This is a genomic window from Bradyrhizobium macuxiense, from assembly GCF_007993935.1.
Classification (GTDB): Bacteria; Pseudomonadota; Alphaproteobacteria; order Rhizobiales; family Xanthobacteraceae; genus Bradyrhizobium; species Bradyrhizobium macuxiense_A.
Genome location: NZ_VITY01000006.1, coordinates 301,122 through 322,424 on the forward strand (window position 1 = coordinate 301,122; position 21,303 = coordinate 322,424).

The 21,303-nt window shown below is 65.5% G+C and carries 22 protein-coding genes; 10 read left to right on the forward strand and 12 right to left on the reverse strand.

Features of this window, described 5'->3' with window-relative positions; genetic code table 11:
* The first annotated feature begins 31 nt into the window (after positions 1-31).
* The 5 genes from kdgD (at position 32) to FBZ93_RS40655 (ending at position 5,743) form a co-directional block, all read left to right on the forward strand.
* Positions 32-973: a 5-dehydro-4-deoxyglucarate dehydratase gene (gene kdgD, locus FBZ93_RS18390; protein WP_146987291.1), complete on the forward strand. Its 942-nt coding sequence runs from the start codon at positions 32-34 to the stop codon at positions 971-973.
* A gap of 27 nt (positions 974-1,000) precedes the next feature.
* Entirely contained in the window at positions 1,001-2,356 is a 1,356-nt protein-coding gene (gene gudD, locus FBZ93_RS18395) for a glucarate dehydratase (RefSeq protein WP_146987292.1), read from the forward strand.
* 22 nt (positions 2,357-2,378) lie between these two features.
* The gene (locus FBZ93_RS18400; RefSeq protein WP_146987293.1) at positions 2,379-3,827 is read left to right on the forward strand and encodes an aldehyde dehydrogenase family protein; all 1,449 of its coding nucleotides are present in this window, start codon (positions 2,379-2,381) and stop codon (positions 3,825-3,827) included.
* A gap of 108 nt (positions 3,828-3,935) precedes the next feature.
* Entirely contained in the window at positions 3,936-5,477 is a 1,542-nt protein-coding gene (gene garD / locus FBZ93_RS18405; RefSeq protein ID WP_146987294.1) for a galactarate dehydratase, read from the forward strand.
* A gap of 95 nt (positions 5,478-5,572) precedes the next feature.
* Positions 5,573-5,743 carry a hypothetical protein gene (locus tag FBZ93_RS40655; RefSeq protein ID WP_167529090.1) on the forward strand — a complete coding sequence of 57 codons (171 nt, stop codon included), beginning with the start codon at positions 5,573-5,575 and terminating at the stop codon, positions 5,741-5,743.
* A gap of 46 nt (positions 5,744-5,789) precedes the next feature.
* Here FBZ93_RS40655 and FBZ93_RS18410 read toward each other — a convergent pair whose 3' ends face one another.
* Positions 5,790-7,295, reverse strand: coding sequence for a CYTH and CHAD domain-containing protein (locus tag FBZ93_RS18410; protein WP_146987295.1), 1,506 nt, complete (start codon positions 7,293-7,295; stop codon positions 5,790-5,792).
* Positions 7,296-7,407: 112 nt separating this feature from the next.
* Positions 7,408-7,668, reverse strand: a complete 261-nt coding sequence (locus FBZ93_RS18415) for a hypothetical protein (RefSeq protein WP_146987296.1) — start codon at positions 7,666-7,668, stop codon at positions 7,408-7,410.
* 199 nt (positions 7,669-7,867) lie between these two features.
* Between FBZ93_RS18415 and FBZ93_RS40660 the strand changes: the two genes are divergently transcribed.
* Complete coding sequence (locus FBZ93_RS40660) at positions 7,868-8,044, forward strand: hypothetical protein (RefSeq protein WP_167529091.1); 177 nt, start codon at positions 7,868-7,870, stop codon at positions 8,042-8,044.
* A gap of 43 nt (positions 8,045-8,087) precedes the next feature.
* Here FBZ93_RS40660 and FBZ93_RS18420 read toward each other — a convergent pair whose 3' ends face one another.
* Genes FBZ93_RS18420 through leuC form a run of 6 tightly spaced genes read right to left on the reverse strand, consistent with a single transcriptional unit; the run spans position 8,088 to position 14,019 of the window.
* The gene (locus tag FBZ93_RS18420; RefSeq protein ID WP_146987297.1) at positions 8,088-8,960 is read right to left on the reverse strand and encodes an ABC transporter permease; all 873 of its coding nucleotides are present in this window, start codon (positions 8,958-8,960) and stop codon (positions 8,088-8,090) included.
* Positions 8,957-9,790: an ABC transporter ATP-binding protein gene (locus FBZ93_RS18425; RefSeq protein WP_167529092.1), complete on the reverse strand. Its 834-nt coding sequence runs from the start codon at positions 9,788-9,790 to the stop codon at positions 8,957-8,959. Before FBZ93_RS18425 ends, FBZ93_RS18420 begins: the two co-directional genes overlap by 4 nt.
* A complete protein-coding gene (locus FBZ93_RS18430; protein WP_146987299.1) occupies positions 9,787-10,848 on the reverse strand; it encodes an ABC transporter substrate-binding protein in 1,062 nt (353 codons plus the stop codon). Before FBZ93_RS18430 ends, FBZ93_RS18425 begins: the two co-directional genes overlap by 4 nt.
* Positions 10,848-11,981, reverse strand: a complete 1,134-nt coding sequence (gene leuB / locus FBZ93_RS18435) for a 3-isopropylmalate dehydrogenase (RefSeq protein ID WP_146987300.1) — start codon at positions 11,979-11,981, stop codon at positions 10,848-10,850. Before leuB ends, FBZ93_RS18430 begins: the two co-directional genes overlap by 1 nt.
* Positions 11,978-12,613: a 3-isopropylmalate dehydratase small subunit gene (gene leuD, locus FBZ93_RS18440; protein WP_146987301.1), complete on the reverse strand. Its 636-nt coding sequence runs from the start codon at positions 12,611-12,613 to the stop codon at positions 11,978-11,980. Before leuD ends, leuB begins: the two co-directional genes overlap by 4 nt.
* The gene (gene leuC, locus FBZ93_RS18445; protein ID WP_146987302.1) at positions 12,613-14,019 is read right to left on the reverse strand and encodes a 3-isopropylmalate dehydratase large subunit; all 1,407 of its coding nucleotides are present in this window, start codon (positions 14,017-14,019) and stop codon (positions 12,613-12,615) included. The genes leuD and leuC overlap by 1 nt, the downstream gene beginning before the upstream one ends.
* Before the next feature lie 146 nt (positions 14,020-14,165).
* Between leuC and FBZ93_RS18450 the strand changes: the two genes are divergently transcribed.
* Positions 14,166-14,954: an IclR family transcriptional regulator gene (locus FBZ93_RS18450; RefSeq protein WP_146987303.1), complete on the forward strand. Its 789-nt coding sequence runs from the start codon at positions 14,166-14,168 to the stop codon at positions 14,952-14,954.
* A gap of 153 nt (positions 14,955-15,107) precedes the next feature.
* Here FBZ93_RS18450 and ald read toward each other — a convergent pair whose 3' ends face one another.
* The gene (ald, locus tag FBZ93_RS18455; protein WP_146987304.1) at positions 15,108-16,223 is read right to left on the reverse strand and encodes an alanine dehydrogenase; all 1,116 of its coding nucleotides are present in this window, start codon (positions 16,221-16,223) and stop codon (positions 15,108-15,110) included.
* Positions 16,224-16,349: 126 nt separating this feature from the next.
* Here ald and FBZ93_RS18460 point away from each other — a divergent pair, with 126 nt between their 5' ends.
* Positions 16,350-16,838, forward strand: coding sequence for an Lrp/AsnC family transcriptional regulator (locus FBZ93_RS18460; protein ID WP_050627110.1), 489 nt, complete (start codon positions 16,350-16,352; stop codon positions 16,836-16,838).
* Positions 16,839-16,853: 15 nt separating this feature from the next.
* Here FBZ93_RS18460 and FBZ93_RS18465 read toward each other — a convergent pair whose 3' ends face one another.
* Complete coding sequence (locus FBZ93_RS18465) at positions 16,854-17,414, reverse strand: cytochrome b (protein WP_246667545.1); 561 nt, start codon at positions 17,412-17,414, stop codon at positions 16,854-16,856.
* 397 nt (positions 17,415-17,811) lie between these two features.
* Between FBZ93_RS18465 and FBZ93_RS18470 the strand changes: the two genes are divergently transcribed.
* Both FBZ93_RS18470 and FBZ93_RS18475 read left to right on the forward strand, forming a co-directional pair.
* Positions 17,812-18,780: a hypothetical protein gene (locus FBZ93_RS18470; RefSeq protein ID WP_167529105.1), complete on the forward strand. Its 969-nt coding sequence runs from the start codon at positions 17,812-17,814 to the stop codon at positions 18,778-18,780.
* Positions 18,781-18,984: 204 nt separating this feature from the next.
* Positions 18,985-19,698 (forward strand): type 1 glutamine amidotransferase, encoded by a 714-nt coding sequence (locus FBZ93_RS18475; protein WP_146987305.1) that lies wholly within the window; start codon positions 18,985-18,987, stop codon positions 19,696-19,698.
* Positions 19,699-19,707: 9 nt separating this feature from the next.
* Here the strand turns inward: FBZ93_RS18475 and FBZ93_RS18480 are convergent, their stop codons facing one another.
* Together FBZ93_RS18480 and FBZ93_RS18485 are read right to left on the reverse strand one after the other, a co-directional pair.
* The gene (locus FBZ93_RS18480; RefSeq protein ID WP_208764030.1) at positions 19,708-20,031 is read right to left on the reverse strand and encodes a hypothetical protein; all 324 of its coding nucleotides are present in this window, start codon (positions 20,029-20,031) and stop codon (positions 19,708-19,710) included.
* 279 nt (positions 20,032-20,310) lie between these two features.
* A complete protein-coding gene (locus FBZ93_RS18485; RefSeq protein ID WP_146987306.1) occupies positions 20,311-21,246 on the reverse strand; it encodes a LysR substrate-binding domain-containing protein in 936 nt (311 codons plus the stop codon).
* Between the last annotated feature and the right edge of the window lie 57 nt (positions 21,247-21,303).

Below are 21,303 nucleotides of genomic sequence, written 5' to 3' on the forward strand. Positions count from 1 at the left end.
TCCTTCCCAACATCATTCAAGGAGTGGCGCCATGAGCAAGATGACCCCTCGGGAGATGGCCGCTAAAATCGGCGGCGGCCTCCTGTCTTTTCCCGTGACCCCGTTCAACGCGGACTATTCGTTCAACGAGGCGACCTATCGCGCCAACATGGACTGGCTGTGCGGCTATGACGTCGCCGGCCTGTTCGCCGCCGGCGGCACCGGCGAGTTCTTCTCGCTGACGCCATCTGAAGTTCCCCACGTCGTCAAGATCGCCGTCGAAGAGACCAAGGGCCGCGTTCCAGTGCTGGCCGGCACCGGCTACGGCACCGCGATCGCGCGCGAGATCGCAATCGGCGCGGAAAAGGCCGGCGCCGATGGCCTCTTGCTGCTGCCGCCCTATCTCACGCATGCCGAGCAGGACGGTCTCGCCGCCCATGTCGAGGCTATTTGTTCGTCGGTCAAGATCGGCGTCATCGTCTACAACCGCGACAATGCGATCCTGCAGCCCGATACGCTGGCCCGCCTCTGCGAGCGCTGCCCGAACCTCGTCGGCTACAAGGACGGCATCGGCGACATCGAGCTGATGACCCGCGTCTACACCAAACTCGGCGACCGCCTGACCTATATCGGCGGCCTGCCGACGGCGGAAACCTTCGCGCTGCCCTATCTCGACATGGGCGTCACGACCTATTCGTCGGCGGTGTTCAATTTCGTGCCGGAATTCGCCACCCAATTCTACGCCGCGGTGCGCCGGCGCGATCATCAGACCATCCATGCTGGACTGAAGGATTTCATCCTGCCGCTGATCGCGATACGCAACCGCAAGAAGGGCTATGCGGTGTCCATCATCAAGGCCGGCATGAAGGTGATCGGCCGCGATTCCGGCCCGGTGCGGCCGCCGCTCACCGATCTCACCGAGCAGGAGATCGCCGAGCTCGCGGCACTGGTCGCGAAGCTGCCGCAGGCGGCGGCGCAACAGGCGGCGGAATAAGAACGCAAAGCGCGAAGGGAGGAGCAGATGATTCAAGACACGATCCGCACCGGCTTTGCCGGCGCCCCCGTCGTCACGGCGATGGAGGTGATTCCGGTCGCCGGCCGCGACGGCATGCTCCTCAATCTGAGCGGCGCACACGCGCCGTTCTTCACCCGCAACCTCGTCATCCTCACCGACAACTCCGGCCACACCGGCGTCGGCGAGGTGCCGGGCGGCGAGAAGATCAGGAAGACGCTGGAAGATGCCCGCGACCTCGTCGTCGGCCAGACCATCGGCGCCTGCAACAATATCCTGGCCTCGATGCGCCAGGCCTTCGCCGACCGCGACGCCGGCGGCCGCGGCAAGCAGACCTTCGACCTCCGCGTCACCATCCACGCGGTCACCGCGGTGGAATCCGCGCTGCTCGACCTGCTCGGCCAGCATCTCAACCTCCCGGTCGCAGCGCTGCTCGGCGAGGGCCAGCAGCGCGCTGATGTCGAGACGCTCGGCTATCTCTTCTTCGTCGGCGACCGCAGCAAGACCAGCCTGCCCTATGTCGAGGGCGAGACCGGCAAGCCCGACTGGTTCAATCTGCGCCATCAGGTGGCGATGACGCCGGAGACCGTCGTGCGCCTCGCCGAGGCGACGCAGGCGCATTACGGCTTTGCCGATTTCAAGCTCAAGGGCGGCGTGCTCAAGGGCGAAGCGGAGATCGAGGCCGTCACGGCAATCGCAAAGCGTTTCCCCAAGGCGCGCGTCACGCTGGATCCGAACGGCGCCTGGTCGCTGGATGAAGCGATCCGGCTGTGCAGCAACATGCACGGCGTGCTCGCCTATGCCGAGGATCCCTGCGGCGCCGAGGCCGGCTTCTCCGGCCGCGAGATCATGGCCGAGTTCCGCCGCGCCACGGGGCTGCCGACCGCCACCAACATGATTGCGACCGACTGGCGCCAGCTCTCGCATGCGCTGCGGCTCGGGGCCGTCGACATCCCGCTCGCCGATCCGCATTTCTGGACCATGCAGGGCTCGGTGCGGGTGGCGCAGACCTGCCGCGACAACGGCTTGACCTGGGGTTCGCACTCCAACAACCATTTCGATATTTCGCTGGCGATGTTCACCCATGTCGGCGCCGCGGCGCCCGGCAAGGTGACCGCGATCGACACCCACTGGATCTGGCAGGACGGCCAAGCGTTGACCAAGGAGCCGCTGCAAATCAAGGGCGGCAAGATCACGATCCCGGATCGACCGGGTCTCGGCATCGAGCTCGATCGCGGTGCCATCGAGGCGGCGAACGCGCTATACAAGCAGCATGGTCTCGGCGCCCGCGACGACGCGCTGGCCATGCAGTTCCTGATCGCGGGCTGGACCTTCGACGACAAGCGTCCCTGCCTCGTGCGCTAACAACAAAAGGTTGGAGAGAACAATGACCGCTCACCAGAAGAACTTCATCGCCGGCGAATGGATCGACGGAACCAGCATCACGCGGGACATCAACCCCTCCAACACCAAGGACGTGGTCGGCGAATACGCCAAGGCCGACAAGGCGCAGACCGAGAAGGCGATCGCCGCCGCGAAGGCCGCCTTCCCGGCCTGGGCGCGTTCGACGCCGCAGGAACGCTTTGACGCGCTGACCAAGATCTCGGTCGAAATCCTCGCCCGCAAGGAAGAGCTCGGCCGCCTGCTGGCGCGCGAGGAAGGCAAGACGCTCCCCGAGGGCATCGGCGAGGTGGCGCGCGCCGGACAAATCTTCGCGTTCTTCGCCGGCGAGGCACTGCGGCTGATGGGCGAGAAGGGCGCATCGGTTCGCCCCGGCCTCGACGTCGAGATCACCCGCGAGCCGGTCGGCGTCGTCGGCATGATCACGCCGTGGAATTTCCCGATCGCGATCCCGGCCTGGAAGATCGCGCCGGCGCTCTGCTACGGCAACACCGTCGTGTTCAAGCCGGCCGAGCTGGTGCCGGGCTCCGCCCATGCGCTGTCCGAGATCATCGCGCGCTCCGGCATTCCGGCCGGCGTCTTCAACCTCGTGGTCGGCTCGGGCTCGGTGGTCGGCCAGACGCTCCTGGATCATCCCGACGTTGCCGCGATCTCGTTCACCGGCTCGGTTCAGACCGGCCGCAAGATCGCGCAGGCCTGCGTGCTCTCCAATCCGATGAAGAAGTTCCAGCTCGAGATGGGCGGCAAGAACCCGCTGGTCGTGCTCGATGACGCCGACGTCAAGGTCGCGGTCGAGGTCGCCGTCAACGGCGCCTATTTCTCGACCGGCCAGCGCTGCACGGCGTCGTCGCGCCTGATCGTCACCGCGGGAATTCACGACCGCTTCGTCGATGCGATGACCGAGCGGATGAAGGGGCTCTCGGTCGATGACGCGCTGAAGAGCGGCGTGCATGTCGGCCCTGTGGTCGACCAGAGCCAGCTCGACCAGGACCTCCGCTACATCAAGATCGGCCAGGACGAAGGCGCCCGCCTGCACTGGGGCGGCGAGCTGTTGAACCGCGAAGCGCCCGGCTTCTACCTGCAGCCGGCGCTGTTCACCGGGGCGACCAACCAGATGCGGATCGCCCGCGAGGAGATATTCGGCCCGGTCGCCTGCGTGATCCGCGCCAAGGACTATGAGGAGGCGCTGGCCATCTCCAACGACACCGAGTTCGGCCTTGCCTCGGGCATCTGCACCACAAGCCTGAAATACGCCTCGCATTACAAGCGCAACAGCGAGGCCGGCATGGTGATGGTCAACCTGCCGACCGCCGGCGTCGACTACCACGTGCCGTTCGGCGGCCGCAAAGGCTCGAGCTACGGCGCGCGCGAACAGGGTGCTTATGCCCGTGAGTTCTACACCATGGTGAAGACGGCTTACACGTTCCCCGGTTGAGACGCGTAGGGTGGGTTAGCCGAAGGCGTAACCCACCGTCGGCACCACACACGAAACACGGCGGGTTACGCCTTCGGCTAACCCGCCCTACAAACTTCCGGAGCCCTCATGGACCAGTCGATCGGCGCGCAGGAGCAGCCCCGCTACATCAAGCTCAACGCGCGCGACAATGTCGCGATCGTCGTGAATGATTTCGGCCTGCCTGCCGGCTCCCGCTTCGCCTGCGGACTGACCTTGCGCGCCTTCGTGCCGCAGGGCCACAAGACCGCATTGGAAGACATCGCCGAAGGCGCGCCGATCATCCGCTATGGCGAGGTGATCGGCCATGCGCTGTCGCCGATCCTCGCCGGCGAATGGGTCGACGAAGCGCGCATCCGCATGCCGGACGCGCCACCGCTCGATCAGCTCGAGATCGCAACCGCGGTGCCGCCGGCGCTGCCGCCGCTCGAAGGTTTTACGTTCGAGGGCTACCGCAATCCCGACGGCTCCGTCGGTACCAAGAACATCCTCGGCATCTCCTCGTCAGTGCAATGCGTCAAGGGCACGATGGAATATGCGGTGAAGCGCATCCGCGCCGAGCTGCTGCCGAAATATCCCAATGTCGACGACGTCGTGCCGCTGACCCATGCCTATGGCTGCGGCGTCGCCATCACGGCGCCCGATGCCGTGGTGCCGATCCGCACCCTGCAGAACCTCGCGCTCAATCCGAATTTCGGGGGCGAGATCCTCGTCGTCGGCCTCGGGTGCGAGAAGCTCGCGCCGGAACGGCTGGTGCCGGAAGGCATCAATGACGCCATCGTGCGGATGCAGGATGAAGCCTTTGACGGTTTCGGCGCCATCGTCGATGCGATCATGACGCAGGCCGAGGCTCGGCTGAAGGTGCTCAACACCCGCAAGCGCGAGACCTGCCCGGCCGCGGATCTCGTGATCGGCCTGCAATGCGGCGGCAGCGATGCGTTCTCCGGCGTCACCGCCAACCCCGCCGTCGGCTTTGCCGCCGACCTCCTGGTTCGCGCCGGCGCGACCGTGATGTTCTCGGAAGTGACCGAGGTGCGCGATGCAATCCAGCTGCTCACCCGCCGCGCCGTCAACGAGGATGTCGGCCGCGCGCTGATCCGCGAGATGGCCTGGTACGACGCCTATCTCGCGCGCGGCGGCGCCGACCGCAGCGCCAACACCACGCCGGGCAACAAGAAGGGCGGGCTCGCCAACATCGTCGAGAAATCGCTCGGCTCGATCGTCAAGTCGGGCTCCGGCCCGATCGCGGGCGTGCTGTCGCCCGGCGAGAAGGCACGGCAGAAGGGCATGCTGTTCGCGGCAACGCCGGCCAGCGACTTCATCTGCGGCACCTTGCAGCTCGCTTCCGGCATGACCTTGCAGGTGTTCACCACCGGCCGCGGCACGCCCTATGGCCTGGCCGCCGCGCCGGTCATCAAGGTCGCGACCCGCAGCGAGCTGGCGCGGCGCTGGAAGGACCTGATCGATTTCGACGCCGGCTGCATCGCGACCGGCGAGAAGACCATCGAGGAGACCGGCTGGGACCTGTTCCGTCTGATCCTCGACGTCGCGAGCGGGCGCACCAAGCCGTGGTCGGACAAGTGGGGCATCCACAACGACCTGACGCTGTTCAATCCGGCGCCGGTGACCTGAGCATCTGCGCCAGATTAACCGCCCGTTAGCCACGTCCCCACCGGCCGCGGAACGTTGCAATTCGATTCAAATTGTCCGGCCATGGAGGCAGCCCCATGAGCCGGACATTCAACGACCTCAAGGACCAGGCCGACCGCGCTGAACGGTTGGTACGCACGGGTTTGGACCCGCTGACGGCCGAGCGGCTGCGGGAATTCGCCGAGGAATGTCGTCGCCAGATGGCCGCGACCGAGCGGGACGAGCGCGGCGCACCGCACGCGGCGTAAGACACCGCCTCATACGAAAGACCGCCGCTACGAGACGGTGCATGGTCTAAGACGGTTTCAGTCTCCGCATCTCCTGTGCCGCGATCTTGATCAGCGGCTTGACCGCCTGCTCCTCGCGGCCCAGCACCACGCCTGATGCAAAGGCGCGGTCGCGCTCCCTACGGTGCGGCGCCTTGAGCGCGGCGTCCACCGCCAGCTTGCGGTGCGCGACGAAATCGTTGAGCGACCCGAGCGCGTCCTGGATCCGCTTCAGGTGTTTCGACAGGCGCTTGAGCTGCTTCCGTTCTTGCTTGCCGGGAAACAGGCTCTCGAAGAAATCGATGGCGTATCTTATCTTCTTGGCCTTGATGCGCACCTTGTGCCGCTGTCGGGGCGACAGTTCGTCGACATGGCGGCCGTCCTTGCGCAGCTTCTTGAGCCGGCGATCCAACAGCGCGGCGCTGAACTCGCCGATCGGCCCGCCTTCGTCGTCGGCCGCGATGGTCTGCTTTGCTTCGATCCATTGCATGGTATCGATCAGCATCGAGCGATAGTGCTGCGAATCGATTGCCTGCCTCGCGCGGGCAAATGCCCGGTCGCGACGGCCCGAGAACTCCTGCCGGATCGCCCTGCCGCCCCGTCGCAACAGCACGTCGTGCGATGCGGGCTCGATATCTTCCTTGACGAACACATCCAGCTCGCGCGCAGGCGCGAGCGCGTTGGTGAGCCATTTCAGCTGCGCCTTGACATCTTCCGTCGAAGCCGTGGCCAGGATCCCAGAGAACAGCGAGATCGCGGCACGCAGCCGCCGCAGGCCGACCCGCATCTGGTGAACGCCTTCGGTCTCTCCCTCGCGGACCGCATCCGCATTCGACGAGAAGTGGCGGAAGGTTGAACGCGCGATCACCCGAAAGGCCTCGCCTGCCGTGACCCCGGAATCAAGCGCAACGCTTTCGGCAGAGACGATGCTATGCTGATCGTTGCCGGTGAGTTCATAGCCGCGCTCGGCCTTCGAGCGGAGATCGAGCTCGGCGTCGGACCGCCGCTCCAGCGCCCTGGCAACCCGGAACAGATCGAGCACCCGCCCGCTCTTCAGCTCGAGCTCGATTTCCTGAATCGGATGGGACCGATGGCCGGCTGTCGTGTTGCCGCGATCGATGGCGAGCTCGATCTCGCTCTGCCTGGTGCGCAGCGGCACAGTAATACGCCGCACCGACGTCTCAAACACCGGCTTCAGCTTGCGGCGCAGCCCACCCGACGCGAGCCCCTCGAGCGGTGACCCCTCGGCCTTGTCGAGGTCGAACGCGTCATTCTCGAGTTCGGTCTCCCATTCACCCCGCTCAAACTGCGGACCCGCGCCGGACTTGATCGTCTGAACATAGTCGTGGCCATCGTAGCGCACGCGCAGCGTGAGCCCGTGCCGTTTCAGCTTATGCTTCGCGGTATCAAAATAGGTCGAGACGAGATCGCTCGTCGACGGCTCGCCGCTCTTGGCGCCGCCGATCCGCGGCTTTTCCAGCGCCTTCAGCTTGCGCGCAGGAACGCGAAATTTAAGCTCTGTTTCAGCGGCCATTGCCTCTTCCCACGGATCAGGCGTCGATCAGGCGACAAGCAAAAGTCCGCCGCGACGGAATCGCAGCGGACTTTGCGTCACACGGTTGTTGCGTCACACGGTTGTTCAACCGTTAGTCGTCATCGTCGTGATGAATGACAGTCTTGCTGCGATTGCCGAATTCGTCCTGCTTCTTGATCACCGTGGTCCGGTCGCGGCGCGGCTCGCGCTCCCTGATCACGGTGGTGCGATCACGGTCGCGGTCACGATACTCGGGCGCCCGGCCCACGGTCACACCGGCACCGACGGGACCGGCGCGAACACCGACATCATCGGCGAACGCAGGTGAAGCGATCACGGTCACCATGGCCGCGGCGAACAGATACTTCCTCATCGCGTATCTCCTCCTCCAGTTGCGACGTGAGGGACGAACGCTCGCTGCGACATACTGTTCCTATGTTGCGCGCATATGCGGAACATCAGGTGGGGAACTTGGCTGAACAGACATTCACCTGTGTGGCGAAATGCTCATGTTCCACGCGTTGAATAGCCTGAATTGCTGTCCCACGTTTTCATCAACAGGAGGACGTTCCATGAAACAATCACAGCACTTCCTCGACAATGCGGAGAACTGCGCGCAGCTCGCCGAGCGCGCCGATGACGAGCCGACCTACAACCGCTTCAAGCGAATGGAAGCGGCCTGGCGCGCGCTGGCCATCGAACAGGACTGGCTCGACGGCGAGACTTCGCCGGCGCAGACCGCAGCGTAATTCGGGGCTCGTGGCGGCGGATGCGCCGCCACGAAACACCCACCTATTCGGCGCTGCGCTGCCGCTGCCAGCGCAAGAGATAGGCCTGCAGCCGCCAGATGATCGCCGACAGCACGACGCCGACCAGCATCAAGACCACAACCGCGACCATCATGCCCGAGGCCTCGCCGCGCGCTTCGGACTCGATGATGAGACGGCCGATGCCGCGCTCGGCGCCGATGAATTCGCCGACGATGACGCCGATCAGCGCGAAAGAGATCGCCGGTGTCAGCGAGGCAAACACCCAGGCCATGGTCGAGGGAATCACCACGGTGCGGGTGATCTGCCATTCGCTGGCGCCGAGCAGCCGCGCCGCATTGGTAAAACCCTCGTCGATCGAGCGCGCGCCCTCGAAGGTGTTGAAGAACACCAGGAACACCACGACGATCCACGACGTCACGATCTTCGACATGTCGCCGATCCCGAACGCCAGCACGATGATCGGCGCCAGGGCGATCCGCGGAATCGAATTCACCGCGGTGATGAAGGGCTGGAAGATCGCGCTCAGGCGATCGGAGCGCCCGAGGACCAGCCCGGCGACGAAGCCGCTGACCACACCGGTGACGAAGCCGAAGAAGGTGTTCTTCAGCGTGATCGCGGTAGCCGCCCAGAGATTGTTCTCGTTGCGCGCCAGGCATTTTGCGAAGTCGCCGTTGAACCAGCCGTTGAAGACGCCGAGCTTCGAGGTCAGGCAGCTCTGGATCAGGAAATTGTCTGCTATCATCGACGGCTTCGAGATGAAATACGGATCGAGCAGATCCGGCACCAGCCACGGCAGTTTGGTGCGCAGGTCATAGCCCCACTGCCACACCGACAACGCGACGGCGCAGATCAGGACCTGCCAGCCGACCGTGCCGAGCGTGCCGTACCTCTTCATGCGCTGCGGCCCTTGACGAACTCCTCGCCGAGCGAATGCCAGATGTGCTGGAACAGCTCGGCATAATGCGGCGTCTCGCGCACCTTCACCGCGTCGCGCGGGCGGTCGAAATCGACCGTGAACATGTCCTTGATCCGGCCCGGCCGCGCCGAGAACAGGATGATGCGGTCGGCCAGGGTCAGCGCCTCGCCGAGATCGTGGGTCACGAACAGCACGGTCTGCTGCTCGCGCTCCCAGATCCGCAGCAGCACCTCGTGCATGTCGATCTTGGTGTGGGTGTCGAGTGCGCCGAACGGCTCGTCCATCAAGAGGATCTGCGGCTCGACGATCAACGTCCGCATCAGCGCCGCGCGCTGCCGCATGCCGCCCGACAGCGCCGACGGATAGGCATTCTCGAATCCCTTCAAGCCGGCCTGCGCAACGCATTCCGCGATGCGGTCCTTGCGTTCCGACGCGGGCACGCCCGATAGCTCCAGCCCGTAGCCGATATTGTCGCCAACGGTCCGCCACGGAAACAGCGTATCGCGCTGGAAGACATAACCGACATTGGGTGTCGCCTTGCCGGCGACAACGCGCTTGCCATCGATCAGGATCTCGCCGCCGGTCGGGCGGATCAGCGAGGCGATCATGTTGAGCACGGTGCTCTTGCCCGAGCCCGACGGCCCGAGCAGCGCGACGAACTCGCCGCGGCGCACGTCGAAACTGACGTCGCGCACGGCCTCGATCGTGGTCCTGGCAAGCTGGAACGACTTGCTCAGGCCCTTGACCTCGACGCGGCGCTCGGCCGCGGCGCGCGGCGACACGGTTGCGCTCGTCTCGAGCGCGCTCAACCCGGATAGGCCTTTCGCGCCGCGTCGATGAGGTTCGAGTTGACCACGTCGGCGATCTTGAGCGGCTTGATGCCGGTCATCTCGCGGAACCAGACCTTCTCGCCGCGCGCGAAGCTCGCGGCATCGACCGAACCCTCATAATCCGCGACCTTCTGGATCGCAGTGATCTCGAGCAGATTGGCGTCGCGCGAGGTGCTGCCGACATAGGGCTCGATGGCGTCGTAGACCTCGGTCGGCTTGTGCGCCTTGATCCATTGCGACGCGCGCCACAGCGCGGTGACATAGGCCTGCATCTTGGCCGGATCCTTGTCGATGGTCGCCTGCAGCGTGAAATGCGCGGTGACCGGCACCTTGCCGCCGATATGCTTGTTCCAGATCGCTTCATCGGTGCCGTCGAACAAGAGTTCGCCCCAGCCCTGCTGCTGCGCCTCGTTCAACAGCGACAGCGAGCTGACGAGGATGTCGACCTGCTTCGATTTCAGCGAGCCCAGCATGGTGTCGACATTGCCGGTGCCGATCCAGGTCACCTTGTCGTCGAGCCCCATGGTTTCCATGTAGTAGGACGCCCAGACATGGTTGGTGCCGCCAAGCGAGGAGACCGAGACGATCGGCTTGCGGCCGTCGGGCCGCTTCCATTGCGTGAAGGCCTCCAGCGAATTGATGCCCTGGTCCTTCAAATCCTTGCGCAGGATGAACATCACCGAGTTCGACCGGGTGTCGACCGGCAGCAGCACGCGCGCGGCACGGCCGTGATTGGTCAGCTGCATTGGATGGGTGACGTCGCCGATGCCGATATCGCCCTGCGACGAAGCGATGATCTCGCGGGTCTTCACGCCGCTGCCGCCCTGCACCAGCTTGCAGTCGAGCCCGGCGTCCTTGAAGTAGCCGATACGGTCCGCGACGAATTGCGTCTGATAGACCGGCACCGCGACCGGATAGATCGCGCGGCCCGGGGTCGCCTGCGCCCATCCACGCCCGTTCACCAGCGCGGCACCGCCGGCGGCGATCACCGTCAGTGCCGATCGCCGCGAAATCTGAGGCGTGGTCAGGCGCGCCATCACGCGTGCTCCTTGGCCGAGATCTTGTCCAGCGCGCTGAGCACCGCATCGCCCATCTGGACGGTCGACAGCCTCTTCGCACCGGCTTCCGCAATGTCGGCCGTTCGTGCGCCGGAGGCAAGTGCGGCCTGCACCGCCTGCTCCAGTAGATCGGCATCCTCGGGCCGATTCAGTGTCAGCCGCAACAGCATCGCGACGCTGAGGATCGAGCCGAGCGGATTGGCGATGCCCTTGCCGGCGATGTCGGGCGCGCTGCCATGCACCGGCTCGTACAGCGCCTTGCGCCGGCCGAAGCGGTCGACCGGGCCGAGCGAGGCCGACGGCAGCATGCCGAGCGAGCCCGAGGCCATCGCCGCGCAATCGGACAGGATGTCGCCGAAGATGTTGCCGGTCACCATGACGTCGAACTGCCGCGGCTCGCGCACGATCTGCATCGCGGCGTTGTCGACATAGAGATGGGTCAGCTCGACGTCGGAGAATTCCTCCTTGTGCAGCCTGATCACCTCCTCGCGCCAGACCACGCTGGTCTCCAGCACATTGGCCTTGTCGACCGAGCAGACCTTATTGCGCCGGGTACGCGCCAGCTCGAACGCCGAGCGCGCCACGCGGCGGATCTGGTTCGTGGTGTATTGCTCGGTGTTGAAACCGCGGCGCTGGCCGTCGGGCAAGGTCTCGATGCCGCGCGGCTCGCCGAAATAGATGCCGCTGGTCAGTTCGCGGATGATGACGAAGTCGACGCCGTCGAGCACCTCCGCCTTGAGCGGCGCCGAGGCCGACAGGGCCGGGCTCGCCATGATCGGCCTCAAGTTCGCGTAGAGATCGTATTTGCTGCGCAGGCCGAGCAGGCTACCGGCCTTGCGCGCCGCCGCCGGCACTTCGGTGGTCTCGGGCCCGCCGGTGGCGCCCCACAGGATGGCGTCGGCCTCGTCCATCGCCTCGGCCGTGTCTTCAGGCAACACCTTACCGGTCGCCAGATACGGGATCAGGCCGTATTGCGCCTCGCGCAAGGTCATCGGCACGTTACGCTTCGCAGCGAACCAGTCGAGCACGCGGCGCGACTGCGCGGTGACCTCGGGGCCGATGCCCTCGCCGCCGACCACGGCGACCTTGACCATGTTGGATTGCGTGCTCATGCGGATATCCTTGTCGAATGAATCCAGGGCCGCGCGGTGCGGTCGGAAGCCTGGAAGGCGTGGATCTCGTCGTCGCGCTGCAATGTCAGCGCCACTTCGTCGAGCCCCTTCAACAGCCCTTCGCGCCGCCGCGGATCGATCTCGAACGAATGCCGCGCGCCTGATGGCGACACGATGGTTTGCGCTTCCAGGTCGATCGAGACCTTGCCGGCGCCCTGCGTCGCCTCGATATCGGCGGCAAGCTGATCGACCACCGCCTTGCCGACGACGACCGGCAGGATTCCGTTCTGGAAGCAGTTGGCGAAGAAGATATCGCCGAAGCCGGAGCCGATGATGGCGCGGATGCCGCGCTCCTGCAGCGACCACACCGCGCCCTCGCGCGACGAGCCGCAGCCGAAATTCGGTCCCGTGACGAGGATCTCCGCGTCCCGGTACGGCTCGCGGTTGAGGATGAAGTCCGGATTCTCGGAGCCATCAGGGAGATAGCGCAGCGAGCCGAACGCCCATTTGCCGAGCGTGCCGCGGATTCCGTTGCCGACCAGCCGCTCGATCCGGATGATCACGTCGGTGTCGATATTGCTGCGCATGATGGGCGCGGCGGTTGCGGTGAGCTTGTCGAACGGTTTCGGCATCACGAGCGCCCCATCATCCTGACGTCGGCGATCGCGCCGGCAATCGCCGAGGCCGCCGCGCTCGCGGGGCTCGCCAGATGCGTCCGCGCGCGCGGCCCCTGCCGGCCGACGAAGTTACGGTTCGAGGTCGAGACCGAGCGTTGCCCGGGCGCCACCACCTCGCCATTGGCGGCAAGGCACATCGAGCAGCCCGGCTCGCGCCACTCGAATCCGGCCTCGATGAAGATCTTGTCGAGCCCCTCGGCGACCGCCTCGCGCTTGACGTTCTCCGAGCCGGGCACCACCCATGCGCGGACCCCGGCGGCGACCTTGCGGCCGCGCGCGACCTCGGCGGCGGCACGCAGATCGCTCAAGCGGCTGTTGGTGCAGGAGCCGATGAACACCCAATCGATCGGCGTGCCGGCGATCGGCGCACCGCCTTGCAGGCCCATATACTCCAGCGCAGTCTCGATCGCGGCGCGCCGTGCGGGATCGTCCACCGACTTTGGATCGGGAATGATGCCGTCAACGCCGACGACATGCTCGGGGCTGATCCCCCAGGTCACCTGCGGAATGATCTTCTCGACATCGATCACGACCTCGCGGTCGAACACCGCATCGGGATCGCTCGGCAGCTCGCGCCAGGCCTTGACCGCGCGATCCCACATCTCGCCCTGCGGCGCGTAGGGACGGCCGCGCAGGAATTCGAACGTCTTCTCGTCCGGCGCCACCATGCCCATCTTGGCGCCGAGCTCGATCGAGAGGTTGCAGATCGTGAGCCTTCCCTCGATCGGCAGCGCGCGGATCGCGCTGCCGGCATATTCGACCGCATAGCCGGTGCCGCCGGCCGCGCCGATCTGCCCGATCAGCGCCAGGATCATGTCCTTGGCGGTGACGCCGAGCGGCAGCTCGCCTTCGAAGCGCGCACGCAGCGTCTTCGGGCGGCGCTGGATCAGCGCCTGCGTCGCCAGCACATGGGTGAGCTCGCTCGATCCGATGCCGAAGGCGAGCGCCCCAAGGCCGCCATGGGTGCAGGTGTGGCTGTCGCCGCAGACGATCGTCGCGCCCGGCAGGCTGAGGCCGAGTTCGGGTCCGATGACGTGGACGATGCCCTGGCCGGGCTGATCGACATCGAACAGCGTGATGCCGCTCGCCGCGGTTTCGATCCGCAGCGCGGCGAGCAATTCCTGTCCGATCTTGCTGGTCCCGGCGCGGCCGGGCGCCGTCGACAGCGCGTGATCTGGCGTCGCAAACGTCAGCTCGGGATTGTGAACCTTGAGGCCACGGCTCTTGAGATCGAGCAGGCCGCGCGAGCCGCCGAGATCGTGCAGCAGATGGCGATCGATATGAAGGAGATCGGTGTCCTCGCTCAAACGGGCGATGACATGCTGATCCCAGATCTTCTCGAGCAAACTTCGGCCGGGCATCCGCCTTCCCCTGCTCTGTGCGTTTCCATGCGGCTTGATCTAATTGGCGCCAATCTGTGCCAAAGTTGTCGTCAAGTGAAGCGGTTTCGGCCTAACTTCACATATGTGAAGGAGGTGCGGTCGTTGACGCGCCGCGGAGACAGCCAATGCCGAACGCGAATAAGCCGGCCATCGTCAAATCGGCCATGCGGGTGTTTGCAGTTCTGGAGTTCTTTCGGGAAACGAAACGGGCGGCTTCCATGACTGAAATAGCTTCCGCATTGGGAATGCCCCAATCGAGCACGTCAGTATTGCTGCGCAGTCTCGTTGAATTGAACTACCTCGAATACGAGCGAAAGACCCGGCGCTTCATCCCCAGCTACCGGGTCAATCTGCTCGGTGACTGGATCCGTCGTTCTCCGTTCCGCGACAAGAAGCTGACCGATCTGATGGAGGAACTCTGGACCGCAACGGGCGGCGAAACCGTCATGCTTGGGCAACAGGCCGGCGCCGCCGGGATGCGATATCTGCACGTTGTCCCCGGCGGCTCTCAGCTTCAGTACACGGCACATGCCGGTCAAATACGGCCGATGGTTCGGACCGCGCTCGGACACGTGCTGCTGAGCCAAATGCCGAACACCAGGATTCGCGGCATCATCCGTCGCAACAACGCCGAGGAGCCGAACCAGCCGGCGCGCGTTCGCGAAGCGGCCTTTCTCGAAGAGATCGAGCGCATTCGCCGCCGCGGCTTCTCCGAGTCAGGCGGCCGCACGACGCCGGGCGCAAGCACCATAGGCATGCTCGTTCCCCTGCCGAAGCGCCGCGCTCCGCTGGCGATCGGCATCGGCGGCCCGATCGAGCGAATTGCAGCCAAGCGCGAGCACATCATTGAAGTGATGCAGAGACGGCTGAAAGCACTGACCGGCGAAGCCGGGTCAAGATTCGCCGAGAAATGACATCTCGGATGCTTGACGTCTGGTGCGGATAACGGAACCGTAGCCCGGATGGAGCGATAGCGAAATCCGGGGGCAGTCTCTCAGCGAAGAGGCCGGCCCCGGATTTCGCTTCGCTGCATCCGGGCTACAAATGCCTTACTGTGCGTCGAATTCCTACGACGCCAGTGCTTCCTCCGGCATCACGGCCGCGAGATGCTGGCTCTCGGCCACGGCGGGGTTGGTGATACGGCCGCGATGGACGTTGAGGCCGGCGCGCAGATGCGGATCCTCGACCAGCGCGCGCAGTCCCTTCGAGGCCAGCGCCAGGCCGAACGGCAAGGTGGCGTGGTTGAGCGCGTGGCTCGAAGTCACCGGCACCGCGCCCGGCATATTGGCCACGCAGTAATGCACGATGTCGTCGACCAGATAGGTCGGCGCCTGGTGCGTGGTCGGCTTCGAGGTCTCGAAGCAGCCGCCCTGGTCGATCGCGACGTCGACCAGCACCGCGCGGCGTTTCATGCCCGAGAGCTGCGCGCGCGACACCAGCTTGGGCGCGCTGGCGCCGGGCACCAACACAGCACCGATCACCACATCAGCCGCGAAAACCTCCTGCTCGATCGCTTCCAGCGTGGCGTAACGGGTGCGGATGCGCCCCAGGAAGAGGTCGTCGAGCGCGCGGAGCCGCGGCAAGGACCGGTCGAGGATGGTGACGTCGCTGCCGAGCCCTGCGGCCATCCGCGCCGCATGGGTGCCGACCACGCCGCCGCCGATGATCGCAACGCGCGCCGGCGGAACACCCGGCACGCCGCCGAGCAGCTTGCCCATGCCGTCGGCGGATTTGCGCAGCGCGGCGCCCGCGGCCTCGATCGCAAGCCGGCCGGCGACTTCGCTCATCGGCGCGAGCAGCGGCAGCCCGCCATGCGCGTCGGTGACGGTCTCATAAGCGACCGCCGTGCAGCCGGAGGCGATCAGCCCTGTGGTCTGCGGCACGTCGGGCGCGAGATGCAGATAGGTGAACAGGATCTGTCCCTCGCGCAGCCTGATCCATTCGGACGGCTGCGGCTCCTTCACCTTGACGATCATCTCGGCGACGGAGAACACCTCTTCGGCGGTGTCGGCGATGCGTGCGCCGGCCTGGGTGTAGGCGTCATCGCCGGCACCGATGCCGTCGCCGGCGCCGCGCTGCACCACGACCTCGTGGCCGTGCGCCACATATTCCCGCACCGAGGCCGGCGTCAGCCCGACCCGATATTCCTCGACCTTGATTTCCTTGGGCACGCCGACGCGCATGGTCCGCTCCTTGCAAAATTGGTTTCCGCCAACCACAAGGCTATGCCCCGTCACACGGCGTTTCTCAGCGAAATCCGGCTTGCCCACAGCCGAATACGCTCATATCCTTCGTCGTCGGCTTCGCTCTTGAAGGAAAACTGCGTGGACGGTCTCGATCGCATCGACCTCCGAATCCTCGCTGAACTGGTCACTGATGCCCGTGCCAGCCAGATCGAGCTTGCCGAGAAGGTTGGGCTGTCACCGACCGCCTGCGCGCGGCGCATCCGTCATCTCGAGGAGATCGGCGTGATCCGCGGCTACCGCGTCGACCTCGAACCGTCAGCGCTTGGCCTCGTCACTACGGTCGTCGTCACCATCACGCTGGAGAAGCAGAGCGAGGATTACCTCGCCGCTTTCGAGGCCGCGATCGCGCGCTGTCCCGACGTCGTGTCGTGCCATCTGATGTCGGGCAGCGACGATTATCATCTGCAGGTCATCGCCCGCGACATCGCCGACTTCGAGCGCATCCACAAACAGCATCTGTCGCGGATGCCGGGCGTCGCCCGCATCCATTCCAGCTTCGCGATGCGCGAGGTGGTTCGCCGCACGATTCCTGAAACCGCGTTGCGCGGCTGACGATATATCGCCGCGTCAGGAGGGATTGCGGCTCGCGCGCGGCCACATCCGCGCCAGCGTCTCGTCCTTCTTGACGACGACGTGCCAGAGCGTCGCCGCGATATGCAGCGCGACCACGGCATAGACGACATAGGCGAGCGCGCCATGCGCGAGTTCGCCGGCTTCCGCCACCGCCTTGTTGTCGGCGAACAGGCGCGGCCAGCTGAAGGTCCAGAAATAGCGCAGCGAATAGCCGCCGGCCGACGAGAACATGTATCCCGTCACCGGCATCACGAACAGGATGGCGTAGAGCGCCCAGTGATTGAGCCTTGCCGCGATCGTCACCAGCGGCGAGAGCGAACGCGGCTCCGGCGGCGCCGTGGTCGCCGCGCGCACGATCAGCCGCAGGATCGCCAGGAAGAACAGGGTGACGCCGAGCGACTTGTGCACCTCGAGCAGTTCACGCCGCGGCGACGTCCCCGCCGGCTGCAGCCCGCAATAGAGCCCGATCAGCATCGCCGCGATGAACAGCACTGCCGTCGCCCAGTGGATCCTGCGCAGCAGTGGGTCGTAGCTGGCCGGGATGTCGGTCGTCACAGGGCGCCTTCGCTTGAAGCCAGCCCGTGCGGGTGCGGCCGGAAAAAGGAAGCCGTTCTGTAGAGGATCGGGCGGAGCCTGCCTACCCGCCGCGGATGTCACATTGGATCACGATCGCGAAGGCTGGAGGACCAGGTCTCTCCCGTCGTCATTCCGGGGCCTGCGTCTTCGGCGCATCCCGGAATGACGAGAGAGGGGTTTGGGCGGGCCGCGCGTTGTCACAATCGGCGCGCCGCTCGCTCGCTGTCACAAACGCCGCGCTGTCACAAACGCTGTCACAATCCGTAGCCGCCCGGGCTCGAGCCACACGCATTTTTTAGTCGTGATTCGCGGCCTTCTATGACAGAATTACTACAGTTCAATATCAATTCGGTTACACGCGGAGCGGTGAATGAGCATGGAACGGCGGCCGGTTTCGCTGGCTTGGTCGAATCCAGTGGTCCGGTGGTGGGGCCTCTTGAGCCTTGTCAGCGCCGCCAACATCGCGGTCTGGTTCGCGCTGTATCGCCAGTTCCATGAGCAGGCGAGCGGCAGCTTCAGCAACACCTCCGGCATCGGCCTGATGCTGCTGCTGTGCGCGGCCTATGTGTTCGGCTGCGCGTTCCGCTCGGTGCTGCCGCGCGCCGACGTGCAGCGCATCTGCCTGTTCGACACCTGGCTGTCGAGCGTCGTGGTCGGCCGCACCGTCGCCACCATCGCCGAGGTCTGCTTCGCCGCGCAATGGGCGATCATCCTGCATCAGCTCGGCACCATGACCGGCGCCGAGACCACCGTGACCATCGCCTGGATCATCGTGCCGCTGATCGTGATCGCGGAATGCTTCTCCTGGTATGCGGTGCTGACCACGCATTATCTCTGCAACGCGATCGAGAACTCGATCTGGGCCGTGGTGTTCTTTCTGGTCGGGATTGCGCTGTGCCGGCTGCTGCCCGAGTTCCACGGTCCGGTGCGCTGGGCCTTCATCGTCGCGATCGTCGGCATCGCCGCCTTCCTCGCCTTCCTGATGACCATCGACGTCCCGATGTACCTGAACCGCTGGCGCGCCAATCTCGCCGCCGGCGGCACGCTGCTGCATCCGCTCGACGGGCTGCGCGACGTCAGCCGGCGCTGGGTCGTAACTCATGACATCGCCGAGTGGCGTGAGGAGATCGCCTGGATGTCGCTGTATTTCAGCATGGCGGTGTGGTCGAGCCTCGCGCTCTGCGTCGGCTATTCGCTCGAGGATCAGCTGCCGCGCTACCGCACCGAGCCTGCGATCGTCAGCACGACACCGGCGATCGTGGCGACGACGCCGACGAACGTCGGCACGGCACCGGCAGCGCAGCACACCGCGACGATCGACGCGGCGGCACCGTCGCAGAATTGATCGGCGCCACCCCCGTCATTGCGAGGAGCTCGGCGACAAAATTGCAAAGCAATTTTGCGCTGAAGCGACGAAGCAATCCATCTATCCGCCCGGGAGCAATGGATTGCTTCGCTTCGCTCGCAATGACGGGTGTGCAGAGCTTGTGTCTATCAGCGCATTCGGAGTAAAGGCTGGGTCATCCCCGCTCCTCCATAAGCGCGTTTCATGCCCCGCATCACCATCATCGAAACCGGGCTCGTCAGCCCGCAATACCGCGAGCGTCACGGCAGCTATCCGCAGATGTTCGAGCGGATGGTGGCCGCATCAGATCCATCGGTGACCTGCGACGTCGTGAGCATCGCCAGGGGCGAGGCACTGCCGGGTCCGGCTACATTGGACGCGATTCTGATCACGGGATCTGCGGCAGGCGTCTATGACGATGTCGAATGGATCGCGCCGCTCGAAGCCTTCGTGCGCACGGCCCATGACCAGCATGTTCCGATGGTCGGCGTCTGCTTCGGCCATCAGCTGATCGCGCAGGCGCTCGGCGGCACGGTGCGCAAGTCCGAGAAGGGCTGGGGCATCGGCCGGCACGTCTATCAACTGGCGCCGGACAACGGCCTGCTCGCGGGCGACACGATCGCGGTGGCCGCCTCGCACCAGGACCAGGTGATCATCCCGCCGGCCTCCGCGCGCACCATCATGGCATCCGCCTTCACGCCGCATGCCGGGCTGCTCTATGCCAACGGCACGACGCTGTCGGTGCAGCCGCATCCGGAATTCACCGCCGACTACGCCGCCGCGCTGTGCGACCTGCGCCGCGGCCTCGCGCCCGATCGCGTGGTCGACACCGCCAAGGCCTCGCTCACCGAGCGGCTCGATCACGCCGCGCTCGGCGGCGTGATCACGCGCTTCCTCACACGCCGCGCGCCTGCATGAGACAGCGCCTCAGGTCATACTGCCCGGCATGAAGCAACGCACGCGCGGGTGGCCGTCGATATAGTGCTTCCACACCATGGTTCGCCCGATCTTGTTCGGCTCGGTGATCAGGGCCGCATCAGGCACAACGACCCATTCGCTGTCGATGCGCACGCGATAGTGGCCGTGATCCGATTCCCAGTCCGGATCGGCAACCACCGATCCGTCGGCGTCCGAGCAGCATTGCCCGTAGCCGCTGTGCAGGCTTTCGAACCAGGGTTTTAAGGGTGAATTGGCGTAGCGGCCGTCGTCGCGCGCCAGGGTCGGCGATGTCATCCACATCGTGGATGTCATCCACACCGCCCCAAGCAGCACCGCCGCAGGTGAGAGAACGTGCATGTTGTCGTCTCCGCAGATCTCGATCAGCTGCGGGCGCGCATCACCAACCATTCGCCCGCGACATTGCCATCGCAGGCGAGACCACGACGAATCGGCGCCCCAGCACCTGAGATTCAGTTATGCAAGAGCAGCGCCAAACTGCATTCCGGGAGATTACTGCCAACGAAAGTATGGGTGCTCGGACCGTCAGGCGCGATACGCGCCAAGCAGCCGGTCGCCTTCCGCGTGGCTCGATCAGCGGCTCACTGCTGTGACCGCGGGAACGAGCGGTGGCGCACTGCGCGAAGCCGCCTGCAATGCGCATTCGACGAAGCGGCGCGGTAGCAGCGAAGCGTTCGAGCGCATCGCCACCAGCATGCGGCTTTCGGCGTCGGGCGTATCGAGCGTCTTGGCGACGACGTTCATGACCCCGGCATGCTGGTAACAGGACGGCAGGATCGAAAGCCCGATCCCTGCTGCGACGAGGCTGAGCACGGTGCGCAATTCATGCGCCTCCTGCGCGATCCGCGGCGCGAAGCCGGCGCGCCGGCACAGCATTGCGGCCTGGTCGCCGACGCCGCAGCCGCTCTCGGCCATGCCGACGAATTCGTGCTCGGCAAGGTCGGCAACACTGAGCTTGCCGCGTGCTGTGGCGAGCGGATGATCGATCGGCAGGAACACCATCAAGCGGTCGCGCCAGACGACATGAACCTGCAGATCGGCCGCGGGCCGGAAGTCGAGCGGCGGCCGCATGATCGCGACATCGAGCTCGGCATCGGCGAGAGCCAGGAGCTGCTTCGCCGTCGACATGTGCCGCAGTTCGATCTTCACCCGCGGATAGCTGGCGCGGAAGCTGCGGAACAATTCGGCGAACATGTCGAGCATCGGAACAGAATCCGTGAAGCCGACACGGACCGCGCCGGCTTCACCGCGCGCGGCACGGCGCACGGTCTCCGACGCGAGGTCGAGCTCGCTGACGGCACGGCGCGCATGCTCCAGCAGCAATTGACCGGCCTGGGTGAGCTCGACGGCACGCCGTGTCCGCGACAGCAGCTTCGTGCCGAGCTCCTCCTCCATCGCCTTGATCTGCGTGCTCAGCGGCGGCTGGCTGACATGCAGCCGTTTGGCGGCGCGGCTGAAGCTGAGCTCCTCGGCCACCGCGATGAAATAGCGAAGCTGCCTGTAGTCCATCGCTTATTCCGATTCCCTATAAGTGACGGGTCAAAGCGGTATTTGACCTCCCAGGAC

Bases quoted from the DNA above. Each gene is read 5' to 3' on its own strand.
- FBZ93_RS18415 (WP_146987296.1), bottom strand. From the start codon at position 7,668: ATGAGGAAGTATCTGTTCGCCGCGGCCATGGTGACCGTGATCGCTTCA.
- FBZ93_RS40655 (WP_167529090.1), top strand. From the start codon at position 5,573: ATGAGCCGGACATTCAACGACCTCAAGGACCAGGCCGACCGCGCTGAA.
- FBZ93_RS40660 (WP_167529091.1), top strand. From the start codon at position 7,868: ATGAAACAATCACAGCACTTCCTCGACAATGCGGAGAACTGCGCGCAG.
- FBZ93_RS18450 (WP_146987303.1), top strand. From the start codon at position 14,166: ATGCCGAACGCGAATAAGCCGGCCATCGTCAAATCGGCCATGCGGGTG.
- FBZ93_RS18470 (WP_167529105.1), top strand. From the start codon at position 17,812: ATGGAACGGCGGCCGGTTTCGCTGGCTTGGTCGAATCCAGTGGTCCGG.
- gudD (WP_146987292.1), top strand. From the start codon at position 1,001: ATGATTCAAGACACGATCCGCACCGGCTTTGCCGGCGCCCCCGTCGTC.
- FBZ93_RS18475 (WP_146987305.1), top strand. From the start codon at position 18,985: ATGCCCCGCATCACCATCATCGAAACCGGGCTCGTCAGCCCGCAATAC.
- FBZ93_RS18430 (WP_146987299.1), bottom strand. From the start codon at position 10,848: ATGGCGCGCCTGACCACGCCTCAGATTTCGCGGCGATCGGCACTGACG.
- leuC (WP_146987302.1), bottom strand. From the start codon at position 14,019: ATGCCCGGCCGAAGTTTGCTCGAGAAGATCTGGGATCAGCATGTCATC.
- FBZ93_RS18420 (WP_146987297.1), bottom strand. From the start codon at position 8,960: ATGAAGAGGTACGGCACGCTCGGCACGGTCGGCTGGCAGGTCCTGATC.
- FBZ93_RS18410 (WP_146987295.1), bottom strand. From the start codon at position 7,295: ATGGCCGCTGAAACAGAGCTTAAATTTCGCGTTCCTGCGCGCAAGCTG.
- ald (WP_146987304.1), bottom strand. From the start codon at position 16,223: ATGCGCGTCGGCGTGCCCAAGGAAATCAAGGTCGAGGAATATCGGGTC.
- garD (WP_146987294.1), top strand. From the start codon at position 3,936: ATGGACCAGTCGATCGGCGCGCAGGAGCAGCCCCGCTACATCAAGCTC.
- FBZ93_RS18480 (WP_208764030.1), bottom strand. From the start codon at position 20,031: ATGACATCCACGATGTGGATGACATCGCCGACCCTGGCGCGCGACGAC.
- kdgD (WP_146987291.1), top strand. From the start codon at position 32: ATGAGCAAGATGACCCCTCGGGAGATGGCCGCTAAAATCGGCGGCGGC.
- FBZ93_RS18400 (WP_146987293.1), top strand. From the start codon at position 2,379: ATGACCGCTCACCAGAAGAACTTCATCGCCGGCGAATGGATCGACGGA.
- leuB (WP_146987300.1), bottom strand. From the start codon at position 11,981: ATGAGCACGCAATCCAACATGGTCAAGGTCGCCGTGGTCGGCGGCGAG.
- FBZ93_RS18485 (WP_146987306.1), bottom strand. From the start codon at position 21,246: ATGGACTACAGGCAGCTTCGCTATTTCATCGCGGTGGCCGAGGAGCTC.
- leuD (WP_146987301.1), bottom strand. From the start codon at position 12,613: ATGCCGAAACCGTTCGACAAGCTCACCGCAACCGCCGCGCCCATCATG.